Annotated in this window: 12 protein-coding genes and 2 pseudogenes; 10 read left to right on the top strand and 4 right to left on the bottom strand. The window is 72.7% G+C overall.

What is annotated here, in order from left to right:
* Positions 1 to 6: 6 nt before the first annotated feature.
* From ACZ4SA_RS28790 to ACZ4SA_RS28760, 7 genes and pseudogenes are all read left to right on the top strand, one after another.
* Positions 7 to 14517: pseudogene (locus tag ACZ4SA_RS28790) on the top strand (non-ribosomal peptide synthetase); the annotation flags it as partial.
* Between the two features lie 17 nt (positions 14518 to 14534).
* Positions 14535 to 15953, top strand: a complete 1419-nt coding sequence (locus ACZ4SA_RS28785; RefSeq protein ID WP_468280285.1) for an enoyl-CoA hydratase/isomerase family protein — start codon at positions 14535 to 14537, stop codon at positions 15951 to 15953.
* Positions 15950 to 17002 carry a thiamine pyrophosphate-dependent enzyme gene (locus ACZ4SA_RS28780; RefSeq protein WP_468280282.1) on the top strand — a complete coding sequence of 351 codons (1053 nt, stop codon included), beginning with the start codon at positions 15950 to 15952 and terminating at the stop codon, positions 17000 to 17002. Before ACZ4SA_RS28785 ends, ACZ4SA_RS28780 begins: the two co-directional genes overlap by 4 nt.
* A complete protein-coding gene (locus ACZ4SA_RS28775; protein WP_468280279.1) occupies positions 17002 to 18012 on the top strand; it encodes an alpha-ketoacid dehydrogenase subunit beta in 1011 nt (336 codons plus the stop codon). Before ACZ4SA_RS28780 ends, ACZ4SA_RS28775 begins: the two co-directional genes overlap by 1 nt.
* On the top strand, positions 18009 to 18827 hold the full coding sequence (locus ACZ4SA_RS28770; protein ID WP_468280277.1) for a thioesterase II family protein: 819 nt from the start codon (positions 18009 to 18011) through the stop codon (positions 18825 to 18827). Before ACZ4SA_RS28775 ends, ACZ4SA_RS28770 begins: the two co-directional genes overlap by 4 nt.
* Positions 18824 to 19042 carry an MbtH family protein gene (locus ACZ4SA_RS28765; protein WP_356636333.1) on the top strand — a complete coding sequence of 73 codons (219 nt, stop codon included), beginning with the start codon at positions 18824 to 18826 and terminating at the stop codon, positions 19040 to 19042. The genes ACZ4SA_RS28770 and ACZ4SA_RS28765 overlap by 4 nt, the downstream gene beginning before the upstream one ends.
* Positions 19039 to 20355, top strand: coding sequence for an aminotransferase-like domain-containing protein (locus ACZ4SA_RS28760; RefSeq protein ID WP_468280274.1), 1317 nt, complete (start codon positions 19039 to 19041; stop codon positions 20353 to 20355). Before ACZ4SA_RS28765 ends, ACZ4SA_RS28760 begins: the two co-directional genes overlap by 4 nt.
* 96 nt (positions 20356 to 20451) lie before the next feature.
* Here ACZ4SA_RS28760 and ACZ4SA_RS28755 read toward each other — a convergent pair.
* A pseudogene (locus tag ACZ4SA_RS28755) lies at positions 20452 to 20568 on the bottom strand (protein kinase family protein); the annotation flags it as partial.
* Positions 20569 to 20583: 15 nt separating this feature from the next.
* Between ACZ4SA_RS28755 and hisS the strand changes: the two are divergent.
* Together hisS and ACZ4SA_RS28745 are read left to right on the top strand one after the other, a co-directional pair.
* Positions 20584 to 21999 carry a histidine--tRNA ligase gene (gene hisS / locus ACZ4SA_RS28750; RefSeq protein ID WP_468280408.1) on the top strand — a complete coding sequence of 472 codons (1416 nt, stop codon included), beginning with the start codon at positions 20584 to 20586 and terminating at the stop codon, positions 21997 to 21999.
* Positions 21981 to 22658, top strand: a complete 678-nt coding sequence (locus ACZ4SA_RS28745) for a hypothetical protein (RefSeq protein WP_468280272.1) — start codon at positions 21981 to 21983, stop codon at positions 22656 to 22658. The genes hisS and ACZ4SA_RS28745 overlap by 19 nt, the downstream gene beginning before the upstream one ends.
* A 273-nt stretch (positions 22659 to 22931) precedes the next feature.
* Here ACZ4SA_RS28745 and ACZ4SA_RS28740 read toward each other — a convergent pair whose 3' ends face one another.
* The 3 genes from ACZ4SA_RS28740 to ACZ4SA_RS28730 are packed head-to-tail and all read right to left on the bottom strand — an operon-like array spanning position 22932 to position 23604.
* A complete protein-coding gene (locus tag ACZ4SA_RS28740) occupies positions 22932 to 23177 on the bottom strand; it encodes a DUF7848 domain-containing protein (RefSeq protein WP_468280270.1) in 246 nt (81 codons plus the stop codon).
* A gap of 11 nt (positions 23178 to 23188) precedes the next feature.
* Positions 23189 to 23431 (bottom strand): hypothetical protein, encoded by a 243-nt coding sequence (locus ACZ4SA_RS28735; protein WP_468280268.1) that lies wholly within the window; start codon positions 23429 to 23431, stop codon positions 23189 to 23191.
* Positions 23428 to 23604, bottom strand: a complete 177-nt coding sequence (locus ACZ4SA_RS28730) for a hypothetical protein (protein ID WP_468280266.1) — start codon at positions 23602 to 23604, stop codon at positions 23428 to 23430. Before ACZ4SA_RS28730 ends, ACZ4SA_RS28735 begins: the two co-directional genes overlap by 4 nt.
* Before the next feature lie 148 nt (positions 23605 to 23752).
* On the opposite strand from ACZ4SA_RS28730, the gene ACZ4SA_RS28725 reads away from it, so the two are divergent.
* Positions 23753 to 24073 carry a helix-turn-helix domain-containing protein gene (locus tag ACZ4SA_RS28725; protein WP_468280263.1) on the top strand — a complete coding sequence of 107 codons (321 nt, stop codon included), beginning with the start codon at positions 23753 to 23755 and terminating at the stop codon, positions 24071 to 24073.
* The last annotated feature ends 75 nt before the right edge of the window (positions 24074 to 24148 follow it).

Genomic DNA, 24148 nt, shown 5'->3' with positions numbered 1-24148 from the left:
CTGCCCCTGTCCCCGCTCCAGGAAGGCCTCCTCTTCCAGGTCACCTACGGAGCCGAGACCCGGGGCACCGACGTCTACACCGTCCAGATGGTCTTCGAGCTGCGCGGCCCGCTGGACGCGGCGGACCTGCGGGCCGCCGCCCGCACCCTGCTGCGCCGCCACCCCAACCTGCGTGCCGGGTTCTGGCAGAACAACGTGGAGCGGCCCGTCCAGTTCGTGCCCCACGAGGTGCCGCTGCCCTGGCACACCCGCGACCTGAGCGCCCTCACCGGCACCGAACGCGAGCAGGCCGCCCGGCGCTACATCGCCGACGACCGCGCCGAGCGCTTCGACCCCGGCGCCCCGCCGCTGATCCGCTTCGGCCTGCTCACCCTCGCCCCCGAACACCACAAGCTCGTCCTGACCACGCACCACCTGCTCCTCGACGGCTGGTCCATGCCCCTGCTGGTGCGTGAACTGTTCACCCTGTACGAGCAGCGCGGCGACGACGCGGGCCTGCCGCCCGTCACCCCCTACCGCGCCTACCTGGCGTGGCTCGCCGGCCGCGACGACGACGCCGCCCGCGCCGCCTGGCGCACCGCGCTGGACGGCCTGGAGGGCCCGAGCCTGCTCGCGGGCGCCGGAGCGGGCCGCGGCGGTACCGCCGCGGCCGCCCTGCCCGGCCAGATCTGGCACGAGATCGACGAGGCGACGACCGCGCAGCTCACCGCGCACGCCCGCGCGGCGGGCCTGACCCTCAACACCCTCGTGCAGGGCGCCTGGGCGCTGCTGCTCGGCCGTGAACTGGGCCGCGACGACGTCGTGTTCGGTGCGACCGTCGCCCACCGGCCGCCGGAGATCCCCGGCATCGAGTCGACCATCGGCATGTTCATCAACACCCTGCCGGTCCGTGTCCGCGTCCGGCCCTTCGAGACCCTCGCCGAGCTCCTCGGCCGGCTCCAGCAGGAACAGGCCGCGCTCATCGAGCACCGCCACCTGTCCCTCACCGAGGTCCAGTCCGCCGCGGGCACCGGCGAACTCTTCGACACCGTCGTCGTGTTCGAGAACTATCCGCTCGACCCGGCCGTCCTGACCGCAGAAGCACGCGGCATGCGCCTGGCGGGCTTCGAAGTGGGCGACGCCACCCACTACCCGCTGAGTCTGCTCGCCATCCCCGGCCGGAGCATCCGCTTCCGCCTCGACCACCGCTGCGACGTAATCGACGAGGCCGGCGCCCGACGCCTGCTGGGCCGGCTCGACGCGCTGCTCGCCGACATCGCCGCACACGGCCCCGCCCTGCCCGTCGGCCGCCTCGACCTGCTCCTGGAGAGCGAACGCCACCAGGTCCTGCACGAGTTCAACCCGGCCGGTGACGCCGCACGGCCCGCCACCCTGCCCGCCCTCATCGAGGCGCAGGCCGCCCGCACCCCCGAGGCCACCGCCCTCGTCGTGGGCGACACCTCACTGACCTACGCCGAGCTCAACATGCGCGCCAACCGGCTCGCCCGCCGCCTCGTCGAACAGGGCGCGGGCCCCGAACAGGTCGTCGCCCTGCGCCTGCCGCGCAGCCCGGAACTGTACGTCGCGCTCCTGGCCGTCCTGAAGACCGGCGCCGCCTACCTGCCGGTGGACACCGCCTACCCGGCCGACCGCATCGCGTTCATGATGGCCGACGCCCGCCCCGCCGTGGTCCTCACCGGCCAGGAGACCGGCCAGGACCTGTCCGCCTACGACGGCACGAACCTGACCGACGCCGACCGCACCACGCCGCTGCTGCCCGCCCACCCGGCGTACGTCATCTACACCTCCGGCTCCACCGGCACCCCCAAGGCCGTCGTCATGCCCGGCCAGGCACTGGTCAACCTGCTCGCCTGGCACCAGCGCGAGATACCCGGCGGCGCGGGCACCCGCGTCGCCCAGTTCACCACCATCGGCTTCGACGTCGCCGCCCAGGAGATCCTCTCCGCCCTGCTGCACGGCAAGACCCTCGTCGTCCCCGCCGAAGAGGTCCGCCGCAGCGCCGAACAGCTCACCGGCTGGCTCGAGACGCAGCACATCGCCGAGCTGTACGCACCGAACCTCGTCATCGAAGCCGTCGCCGAGGCCGCGGCCGAGCAGGGCCGCACCCTGCCCGACCTGCGCCACATCGCCCAGGCCGGCGAGGCCCTCGCCCCGACCCGCACCGTGCGCGAGTTCACCGCCGCCCAGCCCGGCCGCCGGCTGCACAACCACTACGGGCCCGCAGAGACCCATGTGATGACCGGCACCGCCCTGCCCGCCGACGCCGCCGCCTGGAACGAGCCCGCCCCCATCGGCCGCCCCGTCACCGGCGCCCGCGCATACGTCCTGGACAGCGCCCTGCGCCCGGTGCCGCCGGGCACCGTGGGGGAGCTGTACCTGGCGGGCGCCGGCGTCTGTCGCGGCTACCTGCACCAACCGAAGCTCACCGCCGAACGCTTCGTCGCCGACCCCTACGCCCCCGAGCCCGGCGCCCGCATGTACCGCACCGGAGACCTCGGCCGCTGGAACACCGACGGGCAGCTGGAGTTCGCCGGCCGCGCCGACCACCAGGTCAAGATCCGCGGCTTCCGCATCGAACCCGGCGAGATCGAGGCCGCCCTCACCGCCCTGCCCGCCGTCGCCCGCGCCGCCGTCGTCGTCCGCGAGGACCGGCCCGGCGACAAACGCCTCGTCGCCTACGCCGTCCCCGCCCACCAGAGTCTCGATACGGCAGCCGTACGCGGCGAACTCGCCCGCACCCTGCCCGACTTCATGGTGCCCGCCGCGATCGTGCCCCTGGACGCGCTGCCGCTGACCGCCCACGGCAAACTCGACCGGGCCGCCCTGCCCGCACCGCAGGCCGCCGCCGCGGTGCAGCGCACCCCGCGCTCCCCGCGCGAGGAGATCCTCGCCACCCTGTTCGCCGCCGTGCTGAAGGTGCCGCAGGTCGGCATCGACGACAACTTCTTCGACCTCGGCGGCCACTCGCTGCTCGCCACCCGCCTCATCTCCCGCATCCGTACCGTCCTGGGCGTCGAGACCTCCCTGCGCGACCTGTTCGAGGCGCCCACCGTCGCCGGCCTCGGTGCACGCCTCGACCGGGCGGCCGGAGCCCGCCCCGCGCTCACCCCCGCCGCCCGGCCCGAGCGGCTCCCGCTGTCGCACGCCCAGCGCCGCCTGTGGTTCCTCGGCCGCCTCGACGGACCCAACAGCACCTACAACATCCCCCTCGCGCTGCGCCTGACCGGCACCCTCGACAAGGCGGCACTGCGCGCCGCGCTCGCCGACGTCATGGCCCGCCACGAAACGCTGCGCACCCTCTACCCCAGCCACGCGGGCGAGCCCTACCAGCACATCCTCACCCCCGCCGACGCGGTGCCCGACCTCGACACCGTCCCCACCGACGAGCACCATCTCGCCGGCCTGCTCGAAGAGGCCGCCGCCCAGCCCTACGACCTCACCCGCGAACTGCCGCTGCGCGCCACGGTGTTCCGCCTCGGCGCCGACGAGCACGTCCTGCTGCTCCTGCTGCACCACATCGCCGGCGACGGCTGGTCGCTTGCGCCCCTGACCCGCGACCTCGCAGAGGCCTACGCCGCCCGCACCGCCGGCCGCGCCCCCGGCTTCGCGCCGCTGCCCGTCCAGTACGCCGACTACACCCTGTGGCAACGCGACCTCCTCGGCGACGAGGACGACCCCACCAGCCTGCACGGCGCCCAGCTCGCCCACTGGCGCCAGGCGCTGAGCGGCTCTCCAGCCCACCTGGACCTGCCCTGCGACCGGCCCCGGCCCGCCGCCTCGAGCCACCAGGGCGCCACCGTGCCCTTCCGGATCGACGCCGACCTGCACGAGCGGCTCACCGCGCTGGCCAAGGCGTGCGACAGCAGCCTGTTCATGGTGCTGCAGGCCGCGTTCGCCGCCCTGCTGACCCGGCACGGCGCCGGCACGGACATCCCCGTCGGCAGCCCCGTCGCCGGCCGCACCGACGACGCACTCGACGACCTCGTCGGCTTCTTCGTCAACACCCTCGTCCTGCGCACCGACACCTCCGGCGACCCCACCTTCCGCGAACTCCTCGAGCGGGTACGGCAGTTCGACCTCGCCGCCTACACGCACCAGGACCTGCCCTTCGAGAAACTCGTCGAAGAGGTCAACCCGGAGCGCACCCTGGCCCGCAACCCGCTCTTCCAGGTCGTGCTGGCCCTGCAGTCCATGCCCGCCGCCGACCTCGCCCTGCCGGGCCTGGCCGTCGCGCCCGAACCGGTCCGCGTCCACTTCGCCAAGTTCGACCTCGGCCTCGCCGTCGTCGAGGAGCACGCCGCCGACGGCACCCGCACCGGCATCCGCGGCGACTGGGAATACAGCACCGAACTCTTCGACCGCGCCACCGTCGAAGCCCTCGGCGCCCGCCTGGTGCGCCTGCTGGACGCCGTCACCGCCGAACCCGAGCGCACCATCGGCTCCATCGACCTGCTCGACGCCGCCGAACGCCACCGCCTGCTGGTCACCCTCAACACCACCGACGCGCCCGTGCCCGGCGAGCACACCCTCACCGCCCTGTTCGAGGCGCAGGCCGCCCGCACTCCCGAGGCCACCGCCCTCGTCATGGGCGACCGGTCGCTGACCTACGCCGAGCTCAACGCCCGCGCCAACCGCCTCGCCCGCCACCTCGTCACCCACGGCGCAGGACCCGAACAGATCGTCGCCCTCCAACTGCCGCGCTCCCTGGAGCTGATCACCGCCCTGCTCGCGGTGTGGAAGTCCGGAGCCGCCTACCTGCCCGTCGACCCCGACTACCCGGCCGACCGCATCGCCCACATGCACGCCGACGCGGCGCCCGCGCTCGTCCTCACCGCCCTGCCCGACGACCTGGACGGCTACGACGCCGGCGACCTCACCGACGCCGACCGCAGCGCGCCGCTGCTGCCCGCCCACGCCGCCTACGTCATCTACACCTCCGGCTCCACCGGCCTGCCCAAGGGGGTCGTCGTCGCGCACCGCGCGGCCGCCGCGACCCTGCCCGCCCAGGCCGCCGCCTTCGGCCTCGGCACCCACAGCCGCGTCCTGAACTTCGCGTCCATCAGCTTCGACGCCGCCCTGTGGGAGCTCACCTCCGCGCTGCTGACCGGCGCCGGACTCGTCCTGGCCGACGCCGACGACCTGCTGCCCGGCCCGTCGCTGGCCCGGCTCGTCCACGACCGGCACATCACCCTGATCGCCCTGCCGCCCAGCGCCCTGCCCGCCCTGCCCGACCGTGCCCTGCCGCCCGGCACCGACCTGATCGTCGCCGGCGACGCCACCGCCCCCGACCAGATCTCCCGCTTCGCGCCCGGCCGCCGCATGGTCAACGCCTACGGGCTCACCGAGACCACCGTGTGCGCCACCATGAGCGCCCCCGCCGCCGACGGCGCGGCCCTGCCCATCGGCCGGCCCGTCGCCCACGCCCGCGTCTACGTCCTCGACGAGCGGCTGCGGCCCGTGCCGCCCGGCGTCACCGGCGAGATGTACGTCTCCGGCGCCGGCATCGCCCGCGGCTACCTGGGCCGCCCCGCGCTGACCGCCGAGCGCTTCGTCCCCGACCCGTACGCCCTGCTGTTCGGCGAGACCGGCACCCGCATGTACCGCACCGGCGACCTGGCACGCCTGGACACCGAAGGGCAGCTGCACTTCGCCGGCCGCGCCGACCAGCAGGTCAAGATCCGCGGCTTCCGCGTCGAACCCGGCGAGATCGAAACCGCCCTCACCGCCCACCCCGCCGTCGCCACCAGCGCCGTCATCGCCCGCGAGGACACCGCCGGCGACAGACAGCTCGTCGCCTACGTCGTACGCGACACCACCGCCGACACCGGCCCGGGCGACGGCCGTGAGGGCACCGACCAGGTCGACATGTGGCAGCAGACCTACGAATCGCTGTACGAGGCCGAACCCGGCCGCGCCTTCGGCGAGGACTTCTCCGGCTGGAACAGCAGCTACACCGCCGAGGAGATTCCGCTGGAGGAGATGCGCGAATGGCGCGCCTCCACCGTCGAACGCGTCCTCGCCCTGCGCCCCGCACGCGTCCTGGAGATCGGCTGCGGCACCGGCCTGATCCTGTCCCAGGTCGCACCGCACGTCGAGGAGTACTGGGGCACCGACCTCTCCCACAGCGTCATCGCCCAGCTCAAGAACCACCTCGAGGCCCGGCCCGACCTGGCGGACAAGGTCACCGTCCGCGCCCGGGCGGCCCACGAGATGGACGACCTGCCCAAGGGACGCTTCGATGCCGTCGTCCTCAACTCCGTCGTCCAGTACTTCCCCGACGCCCGCTACCTCGCCGACGTCCTGCACCGGGCCGCCGGACTGCTCGCCCCCGGCGGCACGATCTTCCTCGGCGACATCCGCAACCTGCGCACCCTCACCGCCTTCCGCACCGCCGTCGAACTGCGCCGCGCCGGCGCCTTCGCCGACCCCGCCGCCGTACGCCGCGCCGTCGAGCAGTCCCTCACCACCGAGAAGGAGCTCCTGCTCGACCCGGACTTCTTCCCCCACCTCGTCGCCCGCGACCCGCACCTGACCCGTGCCGACATCACCCTGCGCACCGGCGCCCACCACAACGAGATGAGCCGCCACCGCTACGACGTCACCCTGCGCCGCGGCGGCGAACCCACCGACACGCCGGCCGAGACCCTGCACTGGGGCAGCGACCTCGACACCCTCGACGAACTCGCCCGCGTCGTCGCCGGCCCCCGCCCCGTGCGCATCGCCGGCATACCCAACGCCCGCCTCGTGCACGAGACGCGCGCACGAGCGGCACTCGAGCGCGGGGAACTCGCCGACGCCTGCGCCCTGCTCGACGCCCCCGCGCCCGCCGGCAGTGTCGACCCGCACCGCGTGTACGCCCTCGGCGCCGTCTGCACCTGGGGCGAAGACGACGACACGTTCGACGTGTACGCCGGCGACGGCACCGCCTACCTGCCGCACGGCGGCGACCGGACCCTCGCAGGCGACCCCGCCCGCCCCCGCCACGACGGCCGGCTCGTCGGCGAACTGCGCGACCTCGTCGCGGGGCGCCTGCCCGCCCACATGGCGCCCGCCGCCTACGTCCTGCTCGACACCCTGCCGCTGACCGCCAACGGAAAACTCGACCGCGACGCGCTGCCCGCCCCCGACCTCGGCGACCAGGCCGCAGGAGCGGCCCCGCGCACCCGCCGCGAGGAGATCCTGTCCACCCTGTTCGCCGAGGTACTGGGCCTGCCCGCGGTCGGCGTCGACCGCAGCTTCTTCGACCTCGGCGGCCACTCGCTGCTCGCGACCCGGCTGCTGAGCCGCATCCGCACCGTGCTGGGCGCCGAACTCGCCGTCCGCGACCTGTTCCAGGCCCCGACCGTCGCCGCACTCGCCGAACGCGTCGACGGCGCCCAGGAAGCCCGCCCCGCGCTCACCGCCCGCACCCGCCCCGACGAGATACCACTGTCCTTCGCGCAGTACCGGCTGTGGTTCCTGCACCGCATGGAAGGCCCCAGCGCCACCTACAACATCCCGATGAGCCTGCGGCTCACCGGCCCCCTCGACGAGGCCGCCCTGCGCGCCGCACTCGCCGACGTCACCGCCCGCCACGAAGCACTGCGCACCGTCTACCCCGAACACGACGGCATCCCGCGCCAGCACATCCTCGACGACGCCGCACCCCACTTCGAGACCGCCGACACCGACGCCGCCACCCTCGACGCGGACCTCACCCGCGCCGCCCGCCGCGGCTTCGACCTCGCCCGCGAACTGCCGCTGCGCGCCACCTTGTTCCGCCTCGGCGGCGACGAACACGTCCTGCTGCTGCTGATGCACCACATCGCCGGCGACGGCTGGTCCTGGCCGCCGCTCGCCCGCGACCTCGGCGAGGCGTACGCCGCCCGCGCCGCGGGCCGCGCCCCCGGCTTCGCGCCGCTGCCCGTCCAGTACGCCGACTACGCCCTGTGGCAGCGCGACCTCCTCGGCGACGAGGACGACCCGAGCAGCCTCCACGCCCGCCAGCTGGCGCACTGGGCCGCCGCGCTCGACCACCTCCCCGAGGAACTGCAGCTGCCCTGCGACCGGCCCCGGCCCGCCGTCGCCACCCACCGCGGCGACACCGTCCCCTTCGCCGTCGACCCCGCCCTGCACCAGCGGCTCGCCGCCCTCGCCACCGACGGCCGGGCCAGCCTGTTCATGGTGCTGCAGGCCGCGTTCGCCGCCCTGCTGACCCGGCACGGCGCCGGCACCGACATACCCGTCGGCAGCCCCGTCGCCGGCCGCACCGACGACGCACTCGACGACCTCGTCGGCTTCTTCGTCAACACCCTCGTCCTGCGCACCGACACCTCCGGCGACCCCACCTTCCGCGCACTGCTGGAGCGGGTACGCGAGTCGGACCTCGCCGCCTACGCCCACCAGGACGTGCCCTTCGAAAAGCTCGTCGAACGCCTGCGCCCCGAACGGTCCCTGGCCCGCCACCCCCTCTTCCAGGTCATGCTCGCCTTCCAGAACAGCGGCGAGGCACGCCTGGCCCTGCCCGGCCTCGACGCCCGGGCACTGCCCGTCGGCGTCGGCATCGCCAAGTTCGACCTGCACCTGAGCATGGTCGAACTCCGCGCCGCAGGCGGCGGCCCCGGCGGCATCCAGGCCGCCCTGGAATACGCCACCGACCTGTTCGACCGCACCACCGCCCAGGCGCTCGTCGACCGGCTGCTGCGGCTCCTCGCCGCCGTCGCAGACGACCCGGACACCACCATCGGCCGCGTCGAACTCCTCGACCCTGCGGAACGCCACCGCATCCTCGACGACTGGAACACCACGCACGCAGCGGAGCACACCCACGATGCGCGCGTACCGGAACTTCTGAGCCGCCAAGTGGCGCGTACGCCGCACGCTCTGGCGCTGATGCACGACGACGGCCGGCTGACCTACGCCGAGCTCAACACCCGCGCCAACCGCCTCGCCCGCCACCTCATCACCCTGGGCGCGGGCCCCGAGCAGATCGTCGCCCTGCGCCTGCCGCGCTCGCCGGACCTGTACGTCGCCGTGCTCGCCGTCCTCAAGACCGGCGCCGCCTACCTGCCCATCGACATCTCCTACCCGGCCGAACGCATCGCGTTCATGATCGACGACGCGCGGCCGGTGACCGTCCTCACCGCCCTGCCACAGGACCTGTCCGCCTACGACGACAGCGACCTCACCGACGCCGACCGCACCACACCACTGCTGCCCGCCCACCCGGCGTACGTCATCCACACCTCCGGCTCCACCGGCACCCCCAAGGCCGTCGTCATGCCCCACGCCGGCCTGGTCAACCTGCTGACCTGGCACACCCGCCGCTTCCCCGGCGGCACCGGGGTCCGCACCGCCCAGTTCACCGCCATCGGCTTCGACTTCTCGGTACAGGAGATCCTCTCCCCGTGGGTGATGGGCAAGACCCTCGTGGTGCCCCCGGAGGAGGTCCGCCGCAGCGCCGAACTCCTGTCCGGCTGGCTCGAGGAGCAGCAGATCGGCGAACTGTTCGCCCCCAACCTCGTCATCGAGGCGCTCGCGGAGGCCGCGGCCGAGCAGGGCCGCACCCTGCCCCACCTCACCGACGTCCTCCAGGGCGGCGAGGCCCTCACCCCCACCGAACGCGTGCGCGCCTTCGCCCGCGCCGTCCCCGGCCGCCGCCTGCACAACGTGTACGGCCCCGCCGAGACGCACGCCGTCACCACCCACACCCTGGCCGCCGACCCCGCCGCCTGGCCGGCCTCCGCCCCCATCGGACGGCCCGTCGACCACGACCGCGTCTACGTCCTCGACAGTGCACTGCGCCCGGTGCCGGCCGGTGTCACCGGCGAGCTGTACCTGGCCGGCGCGGGCGTCGCCCGCGGCTACCTCGGCCGCCCGCGCACCACCGCGGAACGGTTCGTCGCCGACCCCTACGGCGCACCCGGCACCCGCATGTACCGCACCGGCGACCTCGGGCGCTGGAACAGCGCCGGCGAGCTGGAGTTCGCCGGCCGCATCGACCACCAGGTCAAGATCCGCGGCTTCCGTGTGGAGCCCGGCGAGGTCGAGTCAGCCCTCACCGCCCATGGGCACATCGCCCAGGCCGCGGTGCTGCCGCACGGCGAACGGCTCGTCGCCTACGTGGTGCCCCGGCCCGGCGCCGACCTGGCCGGCGTCCGCGAGCACCTGGCCGCCCGCCTGCCCGACTTCATGGTCCCCACCGCCTACGTGCCGCTCGAGGCGCTGCCGCTCACTGTGAACGGCAAACTCGACCGGGCCGCCCTGCCCGCCCCCGACGCCCCGAGCGCCGCCGGCCGCGGCCCGCGCACACCGCGCGAGGAGATCCTGTGCGGCCTGTTCGCCGAGGTCCTGCGCACCGAACGCGTCGGCATCGACGACAACTTCTTCGACCTCGGCGGCCACTCGCTGCTCGCCACCCGCCTCATCTCCCGCATCCGTACCGTCCTGGGCGCCGAAGCCACCCTGCGCGACCTGTTCGAGGCGCCCACCGCCGCGGGCCTGGGGGAGCGGCTGGAGCAGACGCAGGGCACCCGCCCGGCCCTGCTGCCCGCCACCCGGCCCGACCGGCTCCCGCTGTCCTACGCCCAGCGGCGCCTGTGGTTCCTCGGCCGCCTCACCGGCGGCGACCCCGGCTACAACATGCCCGTCGCACTGCGCCTCACCGGCCGCCTCGACCAGACCGCCCTGACCGCCGCCCTCGGCGACCTCGTGGACCGCCACGAAACCCTGCGCACCGTCTTCCCCGAAGGCGACGACGGCAGCCCCCACCAGCTCGTCCTCGCCCCTGAGACCGCCCGGCCCGCCCTCGCCCTGGCCGACAGCAGCGAGGACACCCTCACCACCGACCTGGCGGCCGCCGCCCGCCACAGCTTCGACCTCACCCGCGAACTGCCGCTGCGCGCCACGGTGTTCCGCCTCGGCGCCGACGAGCACGTCCTGCTGCTCCTGCTGCACCACATCGCCGGCGACGGCTGGTCGCTTGCGCCCCTGACCCGCGACCTCGCAGAGGCCTACGCCGCCCGCACCGCCGGCCGCGCCCCCGGCTTCGCGCCGCTGCCCGTCCAGTACGCCGACTACACCCTGTGGCAACGCGACCTCCTCGGCGACGAGGACGACCCCACCAGCCTCATCAGCCGGCAGTCCGCCCACTGGAGACAAGCACTCGCCGGCCTGCCCGAGGAGCTCCAGCTCCCCGCCGACCGGCCCCGGCCCGCCACCCCCGCACACCGCGGCGAAGCCGTCTTCCGCACCCTCGACGCCGACCTGCACGGCCGGCTGCTCACCCTCGCCCGCGCCGGCGGCGCCAGCCTGTTCATGGTGCTGCAGGCCGCCGTCTCCGCCGTCCTGACCCGGCACGGCGCCGGCACCGACATCCCCGTCGGCAGCCCCGTCGCCGGCCGCACCGACGACGCACTCGACGACCTCGTCGGCTTCTTCGTCAACACCCTCGTCCTGCGCACCGACACCTCCGGCGACCCCACCTTCCGCGAACTCCTCGACCGCGTCCGGGAGTTCGACCTCGCCGCCTACGCCCACCAGGACGTGCCCTTCGACAAACTCGTCGAGGACGCCCACCCCGGCCGATCCCTGTCCCGCCACCCCCTCTTCCAGGTGCTGCTCGCCCTGCAGAACACCCCCGAAGCCGTCCTGGAACTGCCCGGGCTCACCGCCCGCCCCGAGGTCGCCCACCTGGGCGCCGCCAAGTTCGACCTGACGTTCAACCTGGCGGAACGGCACGGCCCCGCAGGCGAGGCCCACGGCATCGACGCCGTCCTCGAATACAGCACCGACCTGTTCGACCGCACCACCGCACAAGCACTCACCGACCGGCTCATCACCTTCCTGCGGGCCGTGGCCGCCGACCCCGACACGCGCCTCGCCGACGTGCCGATCCTCGGCGACGGCGAGGCGGACCGGCAGATCACCGGCTGGAACGACACCGCCCACCCCCGCGGCCTGCACACCGCCGCCGCGTCCCTGCCCCGCCGCGTCGCCGAACAGGCAGCCCGCACCCCGCACGCCGTCGCCGTCACAGAAAGCGGCGGCACCTACCTCACCTACGCCGAACTCGAGACCCGCGCCAACCGCCTCGCCCGCCACCTCATCCGCCACGGCGTCACCACCGAGACCCGCGTCGCGGTCCTGGCCGAACGCTCCGCGCAGCTCGTCGTCACCACCCTCGCCGTCCTCAAGGCCGGCGGCGTGTACGTGCCGCTGCACACCGGCTACCCCGCCGACCGGATGCGGCACGTCCTCGCCGACACCGACGCGGCCCTGCTGCTCACCGACGCCCACCACGCCGCCACCGCCACCCGCCTGGCCGTGCCCACCCTGACCGTCGACGCCGGCACGGCCGCCGACGAACAGGACACCACCGCACCCCACGTCACCGTCCTGCCCGACCAGCTCGCCTACATCATGTTCACCTCCGGCTCGACCGGCCTGCCCAAGGGCATCGGCATCACCCACCGCGACGCCATCGCGCTGGCCGTCGACCGCTGCTGGCAGATGCACACCGGCTCCCGCGTCCTGATGCACTCCCCGTACGCCTTCGACATCTCCACCTTCGAACTGTGGAGCCCCCTGCTGGCCGGCGGCCGGATCGTCGTCGCACCCCGCGGCGACATCGACGCCACCGTCCTGCGGCGCACCCTCGCCGCCCACGGCGTCACCTCGCTGCTGCTGACCGCGGGCCTGTTCGGCGTCATCGCCGACCAGGACCCGGAGGTCTTCACCGGGCTCAAGGACGTATGGACCGGCGGCGACGTCGTGTCGCCCACCGCCGTGCGCCGCGTCCTGGCCGCCTGCCCCGGCACCGTCGTCAAAACCCTGTACGGGCCCACCGAGACCACCCTGGGCTGCACCTGGCTGCCGTTCACCGACCCCGGCCGCATCCCGCCCGCCGTCCCCATCGGCAGGCCGCTGGACAACACCCGCGCCTACGTCCTCGACGAACGGCTGCGCCCCGTACCGCCCGGCGTCACCGGCGAGCTGTACATCGCCGGCACCGGACTCGCCCGCGGCTACCGGTCCCAGAGCGCCCGCACCGCGGAACGCTTCACCGCCGACCCCTTCGCCCACCTCTTCGGCGACACGGGCGGCCGCATGTACCGCACCGGCGACCTCGCCCGCCGCGACACGGACGGCGTCCTCCACTTCTGCGGCCGCGCCGACCAGCAGGTCAAGATCCGCGGCTTCCGCGTCGAACCCGGCGAGATCGAGACCGCCCTCGCCGCCCACCCCGACGTCACCCGCGCCGCCGTCGTCGCCCGCCCCGGCCGCGCCGGCGACAAGGTCCTCGTCGCCTACCTCGTCACCGCCCCCGGCGCCACGGGCGCCGGCCCCGACGAACTGCGCGCCGACCTCGAACAGCAGCTGCCCGACTACATGGTCCCCGCCGCGTTCGTCGCCCTGCCCGCCCTGCCCGTCACCCCCAACGGCAAACTCGACCACGACGCCCTGCCCGAGCCCGACTGGGGCGGCGGCAGCGGACGCCCGCCCCGCGGCCCCCGCGAGGAAATGCTGTGCGACCTGTTCGCCGAGATCCTGGGCGCCCAGCGGGTCAACGCCGACGACAACTTCTTCGAACTCGGCGGCCACTCCATGCTCGCCACCCGCCTCGTCGGCCGACTCAAGAGCGTCCTCGGCGCCGACATCGGCGTCCGCACCCTCTTCGAGGCGCCCACCGCCGCCGCCCTCGCCGCCCGCATCGACGGCGGCGACAGCGCCCACGACCCCTTCGGAGTGGTCCTGCCGCTGCGCACCGGCGGCAGCCGCCCGCCCCTGTTCTGCATCCACCCCGCAGGCGGCTTCGGCTGGATCTACTCCGCACTGCTGCACCACACCGACCGCGAACAGCCCCTGTACGCCCTCCAGGCCCGCGGCCTGGCCCGCGAGGAGCCCCTGCCCGACGACATCGACGCCATGGCCCGCGACTACGCCGAACAGATCCGCAAAACGGTGCCCGACGGCCCCTACGAGATCCTCGGCTGGTCCTTCGGCGGCCTCGTCGCCCACGCCGTCGCCACCCGCCTGGAGGCCGAAGGCGCCCGGGTGAGCCTGCTCGCCGTCCTCGACGCCTACCCCGACGCCTACGACGGCACCGAACACGAGGTCGGCGAGGAACAGGTCCTGGCGATCCTCCTCAACGCCGCCGGCATCGACCGCGACACCTTCGGCGACGCCCCGCTGCAGCGCGCCCCCGTCCTCGACGCCCTGCGCGAGGCGGGCAGCGCCCTGGCCAACCTCGACGACGACTCGGTCGGCCGCATGGTCACCGTCTTCCTCAACAACACGCGCCTCATCCAGAACTTCCGGCCCCAGCCCTTCGAGGGCGACCTGGTGTTCTTCGCCGCCGGCGCCGGCCGCACCGACCCGGCGCTCACCCCGGCAAGCTGGCGCCCCCACGTCACGGGACGCATCGAGGAGCACCACCTGGACACCGACCACGCCGGCATGGCCCGGCCCGAGGCCCTGGGCGTCATCGCCAAGACGCTCGCAGACCGGGACGAGAACGCGCCTCGGACCAGCAACTGACCGATCGGAGACACACCGTGCGCACACCGACCCTCGCAGCGGACGACCGGACCCTGCCGGCCCACACCCCCGACACCCCGCCCACCACCACCGTGCTGCGTGCGCTGCCGGCCCACCCGCCCGCCCCCACCGGCGACTTCGGAGCAGACCGCGCCGCCGTCACCACCTATCTGCAGTCCACCATGCGGCTCGTCGCCGCCCTGCCGCCGCGCACCGAACGCACCCCAGGCCAGCACAGCGACGCCGCCGCCGTCCACGACGAGGCCCGCACCGTACGGCGCCGGTTCCTCGCCGCACACGCCGAACGCGTCTACGCCGAACTGACCGACGGGCTCACCCTCAGCCCCCGCCTGGACGAACTCGTCGCCCTCGCCGCCCACCACTTCCCGGGCCTGGTGCCCACCCGCACCCAACTCGCCGACGACGCCCGGCACATGCAGCGCAACAAGGAAGGCTGGGAGATCGCCGTCGGCGTCTTCCTCCAGGCCGTGCTGAACGCCCCCACCGCCGGCAACCACCTGCTGCGCTCCATGCTGCGCCCCACCCCGCGCGCGCTGGCCGCCCTCCTCGACTACCGGCTCACCGGCCACACCGACCTGGGCATCGCCACCGTCACCCGCCGCGACGGCATCGCCCACCTCGAACTGTGCAACGACGAGTTCCTCAACGCCGAGGACGACGCCGCCGTCGAAGCCCTCGAGACCGGCACCGACCTGGTGCTCCTCGACCCCTCCAGCCACGTCGGCGTGCTGCGCGGCGCCGCCCAGACCCACCCCGCCCACGCCGGCCGCCGCGTCTTCAGCTCCGGCATCAACCTCACCCACCTCTACCACGGCGACATCTCCCTCCTCGGCTTCCTGCTGCGCCGCGAGGCCGGCTACATCGCCAAGTTCGTCCGCGGCCTGTGCCTCGACGACAGCGCCGGCGACGGCTGGTGGCCCGACGCCGACAAGCCCTGGGTCGGCGCCGTCGACTCCTTCGCCATCGGCGGCGGGCTGCAGATCCTGCCCGTCATGGACCGCGTCGTCGCCGCCGACGACGCCTGGTTCAGCCTCCCCGCCATGGAGGAGGGCCTGGTGCCCGGCGTGTCCAACCTGCGCCTGCTGCACCCGGCCGGCTCCCGCCTCACCCGCCGCCTGATCTTCTGGGGCCACAAGCTGAAGGCCGCCGACCCCGAAGCCTCCCCGATCGTCGACGAGACGGCACCCGCCGACACCATGGACACCGCCGTCGAACGCGCCGCCCAGCACCTGGACCACCCGGCCGTCGGCGCCAACCGGCGCATGCTGAACCTCGTCGAGGAACCCGCCGACCTCTTCCGCCGCTACCTGGCCCAGTACGCCTACGAACAGGCCTGCCTGCTGCACAGCCCCGCCCTGACCGACACCCTGGAACGCACCTGGATCAACCGCAGCCGCGGCGGCGGTTCCCGATGACCGTGCTCGACGCCACGCCCCGCACCGCCGCACCGCCGGCCGGGCCCTCACTGCCCCAGGGCACCGCACTCGCGCTGTACCAGGCCATGGTCACCGGCCGCGCCTTCGACCGGCAGGCCACCGCGTTCACCCGGCAGGGCCGCCTCGCCGTCTACCCCTCCTCACGCGGCCAGGAAGCCTGCCAGACCGCGTCCGTGCTCGCCCTGCGCACCACCGACTGGCTCTTCCCCACCTACCGCGAAAGCGTCGCCCTGCTCACCCGCGGCATCGACGCCACCGAGGTCCTCACCCTCTTCCGCGGCGACCGCCACTGCGGCTACGACCCGCGCGCCCACCGCACCGCCCCCCAGTGCACCCCGCTGGCCACCCAGTGCCTGCACGCGGCCGGACTCGCCGACGCCGCCCGCATGCGCGGCCACGACACCGTCGCCCTCGCCTACGTCGGCGACGGCGCCACCAGCGAGGGCGACTTCCACGAAGCCGTCAACTACGCGGCCGTGCGCCGCGCCCCCGTCGTCTTCTTCATCCAGAACAACCAGTACGCCATCAGCGTCCCGCTCGCCAAGCAGACCGCCGCCCGCACCCTCGCCGACAAGGCCGCCGGCTACGGAGCCGCCGGCGTCCGCGTCGACGGCAACGACGCCGCGGCCGTCCACGCCGCCGTCGCCGAGGCCGCCCACCGCGCCCGCACCGGCGGCGGCCCCACCCTCGTCGAAGCCCTCACCTACCGCATCGAGGCCCACACCAACGCCGACGACGACACCCGCTACCGCCCGGCCGACGAAGTCGCCGCCTGGACCGAGAAGGACCCCGTCGCCCGCCTGGAACGCCGCCTGCTGGCCGACGGCGTCCTGACCGAGCAGGCCGTCGCACACGCCGCCCGCGCCGCCGACGAGCTCACCGCCCGCCTGCGCCGCGCGTTCGACACCCCGACCCGGCGCGACCCGGCCGAAATGTTCCAGCACGTCTACCACCAGCCGCCGCACCACCTCAAAGCCCAGGCGGCCCTGATCGCCGCAGAGACGGCCGCCGCCGGACAGGACACCTGATGCCCACCGACACAGCCGGCACCGTCACCATGGCCAAGGCCCTCAACACCGCCCTGCGCGACGCCCTGCGCGCCGACGAGAACACCCTCGTCTTCGGCGAGGACGTCGGCACCCTCGGCGGCGTCTTCCGCGTCACCGACGGCCTGGCCCGCGAATTCGGCGAGGACCGCTGCTTCGACACCCCCCTCGCCGAATCGGCGATCATCGGCACCGCCGTCGGCATGGCCATGTACGGCTACCGGCCCGTCGTCGAGATGCAGTTCGACGCCTTCGCCTACCCCGCCTTCGAACAACTCGTCAGCCACGTCGCCAAGTTCCGCGCCCGCACCCGCGGCGCACTGCCGCTGCCGCTGACCGTCCGCATCCCGTACGGCGGCGGCATCGGGGGAGTGGAACACCACAGCGACTCCTCCGAGATCTACTACATGGCCACCCCCGGCCTCACCGTCGTCACCCCCGCCACCGTCGCCGACGCCTACTCCCTGCTGCGCCGCTCCATCGACTGGCCCGACCCCGTGGTCTTCCTCGAACCCAAACGCCTGTACTGGCACAAGGAGAAGGCCGGCCTGCCCACCGACACCGGCCCACTGGGCTGGGCCGCCGTCCGCCGCCGCGGCACCGACGCCACCCTCGTCACCTACGGCCCCGCTCTGCCCGCGGCCCTCGCCGCCGCGGAGGCCGCCGCGGAGAGCGGTCTGAGCCTGGAGGTCATCGACCTGCGCACCCTCGCCCCCTTCGACGAGGAGACCGTCGCCGCCAGCGTCGACCGCACCGGCCGCGCCGTCGTCGTCCACGAGGCCCACGGCTTCGCCGGCCCCGGCGCCGAGATCGCCGCCCGCATCACCGAACGCTGCTTCTACCGCCTGGAAGCACCCGTCGGCCGCGTCACCGGCTTCGACGTGCCCTACCCCGCACCCCTCCTCGAAAGCCACTACCTGCCCGACGTCCAGCGCATCCTGGACGCGGTGGCCGCCCTGGAATGGCCCGCCGGCCGGACGGCGGCGACATGAACATCCGCCCCCCGGGCCCCTGGTACCGGTGCCCGGCCCCCCGCCCCGCCGCCCGCCTGCGGCTGCTGTGCTTCCCCCACGGCGGTGGAACCGCCGCCGCCTACCGCCACTGGCCCGCCCTGCTGCCCGACGGCGTCGAACTCCACGCCGCCCAGTATCCCGGCCACGCCGACCGCATCACCGAACCTCTCCAGAGCGACCTGCACGCCCTCGCCGACCAGGCCGCCGACGCCGCCCGCCCCCTCACCCACGGGCCGTTCGCCCTCTACGGCCACAGCCTCGGCGCACTCGTCGCCCACGAGACCGCGCTGCGCCTGCAGGCCGCCGGACACCCGCCGCTGCGGCTCATCGTCTCCGGCATGCCCGCACCCCACCTCCTGCGCCCCGGCGCCGTCCACCGCGCCGACGACAGCGCCCTGATCGCCGAACTGCGGCGCCTGGACGGCTTTCCCGACGAACTGCTCGCCCACCCCGACATGGTCGACATCGTCCTGCGCACCGCCCGCGCCGACTACACGCTCGCCGAGACCCACCGGCCACGCCCCGGCGCCCTGCTGCACACCCCGATCACCGTGCACCGCGCCACCGAGGACCCGGAACTGACCGCCGCCGAAGCGGCCGGCTGGAGCTCCGCCACCACCGGACCCGTCCGCGAACAGACCTTCCCCGGCGGCCACTTCCACCTCACCCAGGACCCGGCACCCGTCCTGCTCGATGTGACCGCCGACCTCGTCAGCGCCGCGTCAGCCCGCTGGCAGCAGCCCCCGACAGCCTGGGCGGGGACCACCACCGCCGAACACCGGGAGCTAATATGAGCAACCCCTTCGAGGACGCCGAGGGCACCTATCTCGTCCTGGTCAACCACGAGGGCCAGTACTCGCTGTGGCCGTCCTTCGCCGAGGTCCCGGCCGGCTGGACCGTCGCCCTGCCGGCCACCGACCGCGACAGCGCCCTCGCCCACATCACCGAACACTGGACCGACATGCGGCCCCAGAGCCTCATCGACGCCATGAACGGCACGGCCGCGTGAGTGCGGGCCTGCTCGAGGCGCCGGGCCTGGCCGCACCCCCGCTGACCACCGCCGACCTGCACGCCAGTCTCACCGACCCGGCCCTGACCTCGATGACCCTGCTCAACGAGATCACCGGCAACCACCCCCAGGCCGTGTCGTTCGCCGCGGGCCGCCCCTACGAGGGCCACTACGAGACCGAGACCCTCCACCGCCACCTGCGGCGCTTCACCCGCCACCTCGAGCAGGACCGCGGCTTCGGCGAGGAACAGGTACGCCGCACCCTGTTCCAGTACGGGCCCACCAAAGGCGTCATCAACGACCTCCTCGTCCGCCAGCTGCACACCGACGAGCACATCACCGCCGACCCCGAGGCGGTCCTGGTCACCACCGGCTGCCAGGAAGCCATGGTCCTGCTGCTGCGCGCCCTGCGCCGCGACGACCGCGACACCGTCCTCGCCGCCGCTCCCACCTACGTGGGCTTCACCGGCGCCGCCCGCCTCACCGAGATGACGGTCCGCCAGGTCACCGAAGGACCCGGCGGGCTCGACGCGGACGACCTCGCCCGCGCGGTGCGCGCCGCCCGCGCCGAAGGACTGCGCCCGCGCGCCTGTTACGTCGTCCCCGACTTCTCCAACCCCGGTGGCGCCCGCATGTCCGAACCCGACCGCCGGCGGCTGCTGCGCGCCGCGGACGAGCTGGACATCCTCCTGATCGAGGACAACCCGTACTCGATGTTCCACGACGGCGACGGCCGGCTGCCCACCCTCAAGTCCATGGACCGCTCCGGCCGCGTCGTCTACATCGGCTCGTTCGCCAAGACCGCCTTCCCCGGCGCCCGCATCGGCTACGTCGTCGCCGACCAGCCCGTCGCCGAGGGCGGCCTGCTCGCCGACCAGCTCGCCAAGCTCAAAAGCATGCTCACCCTCAACACCTCGGCCCTCGCCCAGGCCGTCATCGGCGGGCTGCTCCTCGAGAACGGCTGCAGCATGGAACGGGCCTGCGCCCGCGAGACCGCCGTCTACCGGACCAACCTGCGAGCCCTCCTCGACGGGCTCGCCACCCGCTTCCCGCCCGGCAGCGGCGTCACCTGGAACACGCCCGCCGGCGGCCTGTTCGCCGTCCTCACCGTCCCCTTCACCGCCGACGAGGATGCACTGGAGGACTCCGCCCGCCGCTTCGGCGTCCTGTGGACCCCGATGTACCACTTCTACGCCGGCACCGGCGGCCAGAGCCAACTCCGCCTGTCCTACAGCGTGCTGACCCCCGCGGACATCACCACCGGCCTGGACCGCCTCGCGGCCTTCGTGACGTCCCGCACGACCCCGGCGTAGCCTGCGCGACGAGCCCCGGGGGGAGGGCCGCCCCCGAGGCCGGGTCGGCCGACCACAGGGGCTGGCTTCACGGGCCCATGCACTCAGCTCGGCGCATGCATGGCTGAGCATCGCGTCGATCAGCTCGCCCAGCTCACCGGGCACGTTCACCGCCCGACGCCGGCCGTCCGCGACCGCCTCACGCTGCACAGCGCGTGCTGCGTCGTCCGGGTACACATCGCCCGCCGGATGCGCGGTCGAATGCGGCATGAGGGGAAGAAACACCGCCTCGAAGTGTTTTGCTCCAGACCACTGGCGTCCGGGACTATGGCCCGCATGGCCTCCTTGAAGCAGTTCGACCCCGCATCCGGGACCCGCGACTTCCTCGCCGCAGAGTTTGAGAGGCGCGAGCAAGCCTTCGTGACCATTCGCACCGTGTTCGCCCGCTACGGCTTCCAGCCCCTCCAGACGCCGGCGTTCGAAAGGCTGGACGTCCTCACCGGTAAGTACGGAGACGAGGGAGACAAGCTGATCTTCAAGATTCTCCGGCGTGGCGAGCACGAGGCCACCGGAGAAGCTGATCTCGCTCTTCGCTACGACCTCACCGTTCCGCTGGCCCGTGCAGCAGCGGCTTATGGCAGCCAGCTCCCCTCTCCGTACAAGCGGTACGCCATCGCGCCGGTGTGGCGAGCGGACCGGCCCGGCAAGGGTCGCTTCCGTGAGTTCGTCCAGTGTGACCTGGACATCGTGGGCTCATCCTCTCCACTGGCCGATGCTGAGGTTGTGCTCGCACTGCATGACGCACTCGAAGCGCTTGGTGTACCGGAGTTCCGTTTCCTGTTGAACTCCCGGCATGCCCTGTTCGGGCTGCTGGAGGCCTACGACGTTCCGGACGAGTTCGGTTCCGGCGCGCTGATCACACTCGACAAGCTCGACAAGCTCTCTCCGGAAGCCGTCGTGACCGAGCTTGTGTCCGCACGTGGACTCTTGCAGGAGAAGGCACAGGGCTTGGTCGAAGATCTCACCGCACCCGATGCCGTTGAACGCGTCCGGGGACAGCTGAAGTCCAGCGAAACCGGTCAGGCCGGATTGGCGGAGGTCGATCAGCTGCTGGAACTCACCAAGGACGTGATCCCGCCCGAGCGGATCGGGTTCACGCCAAATCTCGTGCGCGGGCTCGACTACTACACCGGCATCATCTTCGAGGTAGTCGCCCCCGGCATGCCCGGATCGATCGCATCCGGAGGCAGGTACGACGGCCTTATCGGCCGTCTCGGAGGCAAGGACTCTCCCGCCTGCGGCGGGTCACTGGGCATCGAACGCATCCTGCCCCTGCTTTCCCGGGCGGAGGAAGCCGCCTACTCGCAGATTGATGTGGCCGTCACCGTGATGGGCGAGGCGCAGGCGGCCGACAGCTTTCGGCTGGCGGCAGAAATCCGTCGTGCCGGAGTTCGCGCGGGCGTCTACCTGGGGTCAAGTGGGAAGTTCGCCAAACAGATGAAGTGGGCCAGCGATCAGGGGGCCCGTTTCTGCCTGATTTACGGCGCGAACGAACGCGAGGCCGGTACGGTCACGCTGCGGGACATGGACAGTGGCGAACAGGTCCAGGTTCCGTTCGATCAGGCCGCCGAGGAACTCTCACGGCGGTGCGCACCATCCAGTTGACGCTCAGCGGACTCGTTCCGCTGTCGGCTCGTTCCGAGGAGGAGCGGATGGGAACGCAAGGCGATCGCGTCTTTCAGATCACGGCCGAGCGGGGGTTTCCGGACCCTTGGCTCAGCTTCGGGGACTCACTCTGTGATGAGGCAGCACTCAGCACGGAACTGACCCGCGCCATCAGCAAGGCCCGCAAGGAACGCGCCGACGAGACACGGGCAGAGGTCACCCGGGTCTTCGAGGCGAAGAATGCGAACCTTCGCCACTGCGCGGGCATCCTGGACCAGGTCCTGGGAGACTACGACGCCTCGGGCATGTGGGACGTCCTGGACGAACGAGCCGGCAGGCTGGATGTCCAGGACGTGCTGGAGACCTGGGGCCGGACACAAGCAATCCACCCTTTCCCCGTCGTGCTCCGGAGCCTGGAGTTCAACTGGGGATATATGAAGGAGCACGGTGTCCGGGCGTTCTACGAGATGACGCGGGGCTACGTCGCGCGACTTCAGGAGAACACCGCACGGTGGCATGAAGCCTGGCAGGGCGAGGTCGCAACGGGGGTGGTGGACCGCATCACGTCCATCGAATGCGACCTGGCCAGCATTGAGGCCCCGATGCACTGTGACGTTTGCAAGAAGACGATCACGGCACTGCTCTACCTCGATGAGTAACCCGCGGTGACGCAGTGGGCATGAAGAAGGCCCCGGCCCGGAACTCGAACTGTCCAGGGTTCACCAGCCGGGATGCCTCTGTGCCCGCTCCGGTCACGTGGGGTAACGAGGTAGCCCCACCCTGCCGGGTAACGGAGTTTTCCTGGGGCTCCCGCGACCGGAGCGGAGTCTATGGGCGTGTGAGCGTCCCATCGATCACGAAGCCGCGTGAGCCGCTGACAGTGATGGTCAGCAAGGGGCCGGCGATCCGGCACAGGTGGGCTGCCAGGCGCCTCACGACTCGACCGCCAGGAAGGGGTTGCCACGTCCGGGCTCCACCCGCCAATAGGTCTCGGTGATCAGCTTGAATCCCCGGTGGGCTGGATTGCGGCCAGTGTGTTCAAGCGCCCAAGTCTGCTGGGGAGAACCGTCGTTGTCGGCGGCGGGTGACATGGTGTAGCAGGTCATGCACATGACCTGAAAGATTGCTACCGGCACGCCTTCCCGTTTGTCCGCACTCAGCCGCCATTCCGCGTGCACGTCACGAGAGCTCACCATTGCCTCGGGCCCCAACAGCTGTCCTTGTTGGCCTCGGTGATGCGGGGCACCAGGCGCTCACGGGTGGTCGGACGCCGGAACGACGTGGTCTGCCACTCGTCACCGTTGGGGGCCCTGAGGGTGAGAAGTGACCCGTCCCAGCCCGTCACGGTCCCTACCCGGCCCGTCCGCGCGTCGGTGGTCAACTCCCCTTCCCTCGGCACGTAGGAAGGCTCTGAGGGCACTTCGGTGGTCATACGATCCACCGCCTGAGACCGGCCTCGATGTCCCGGAGGATTTCCGGCGTCGTTTCCGCGTACGTCCGAGGCTCCCACTCCGGAGCGAGCCGCCAGAAGCCCCCGGCCTCTATCAGCGCAGCCATCTCCGTCACATCGTCAGCCGGGGTGGGAGTGCTGGTCTGGTCCGTCATGGCCGTCGTGCCCTTCGTTCCGTCGTGGTGCCTTTCTGTGACCAGGTGAGCACAGGATCACCTAGAATCGGCATACTTGAACGGCGTCTCTCAAGTGCGAGCGACAGCAACGCACTTGGTCAGACGAGCCAGGTAGGAGGTCAAGGGCGTGAGTGGCGAAGCATCGCCGGAGAACTTGAATCCGCTTGAGAGCTTCGGGCTCGACGTCAGACAGGTGCGTACGGCTCGCAAGATCACGCAGAAGGGCTTGGGCAGCGCGACGGGCTACTCGGAAAGCTACGTGAGCAAGGTCGAATCCGGGGCGGTGGTACCGAGCGAGAAGTTCACCGAGGGCTGCGACCGTACCTTCGGGACAGGCACGCTGTTCATCCGCCAGCTGCGGCGTCTCCTCGAAGGTGACCACCCCAGCTGGTTCGCGCCGTACATCCAGCTCGAACGCCGGGCGTCTCAGCCTCGATCCACCGCGTGATCTCTGATCACGCGATGTGATTGTTTTTGGGGTGGGTTTTCGGTTTCGGGCAGGGCGGGTTTCCGGTTGGCCGCT

The sequence above is a fragment of the Streptomyces sp. NPDC027962 genome, from assembly GCF_055566095.1.
This window is presented reverse-complemented; position numbering and strand designations above follow the sequence as displayed.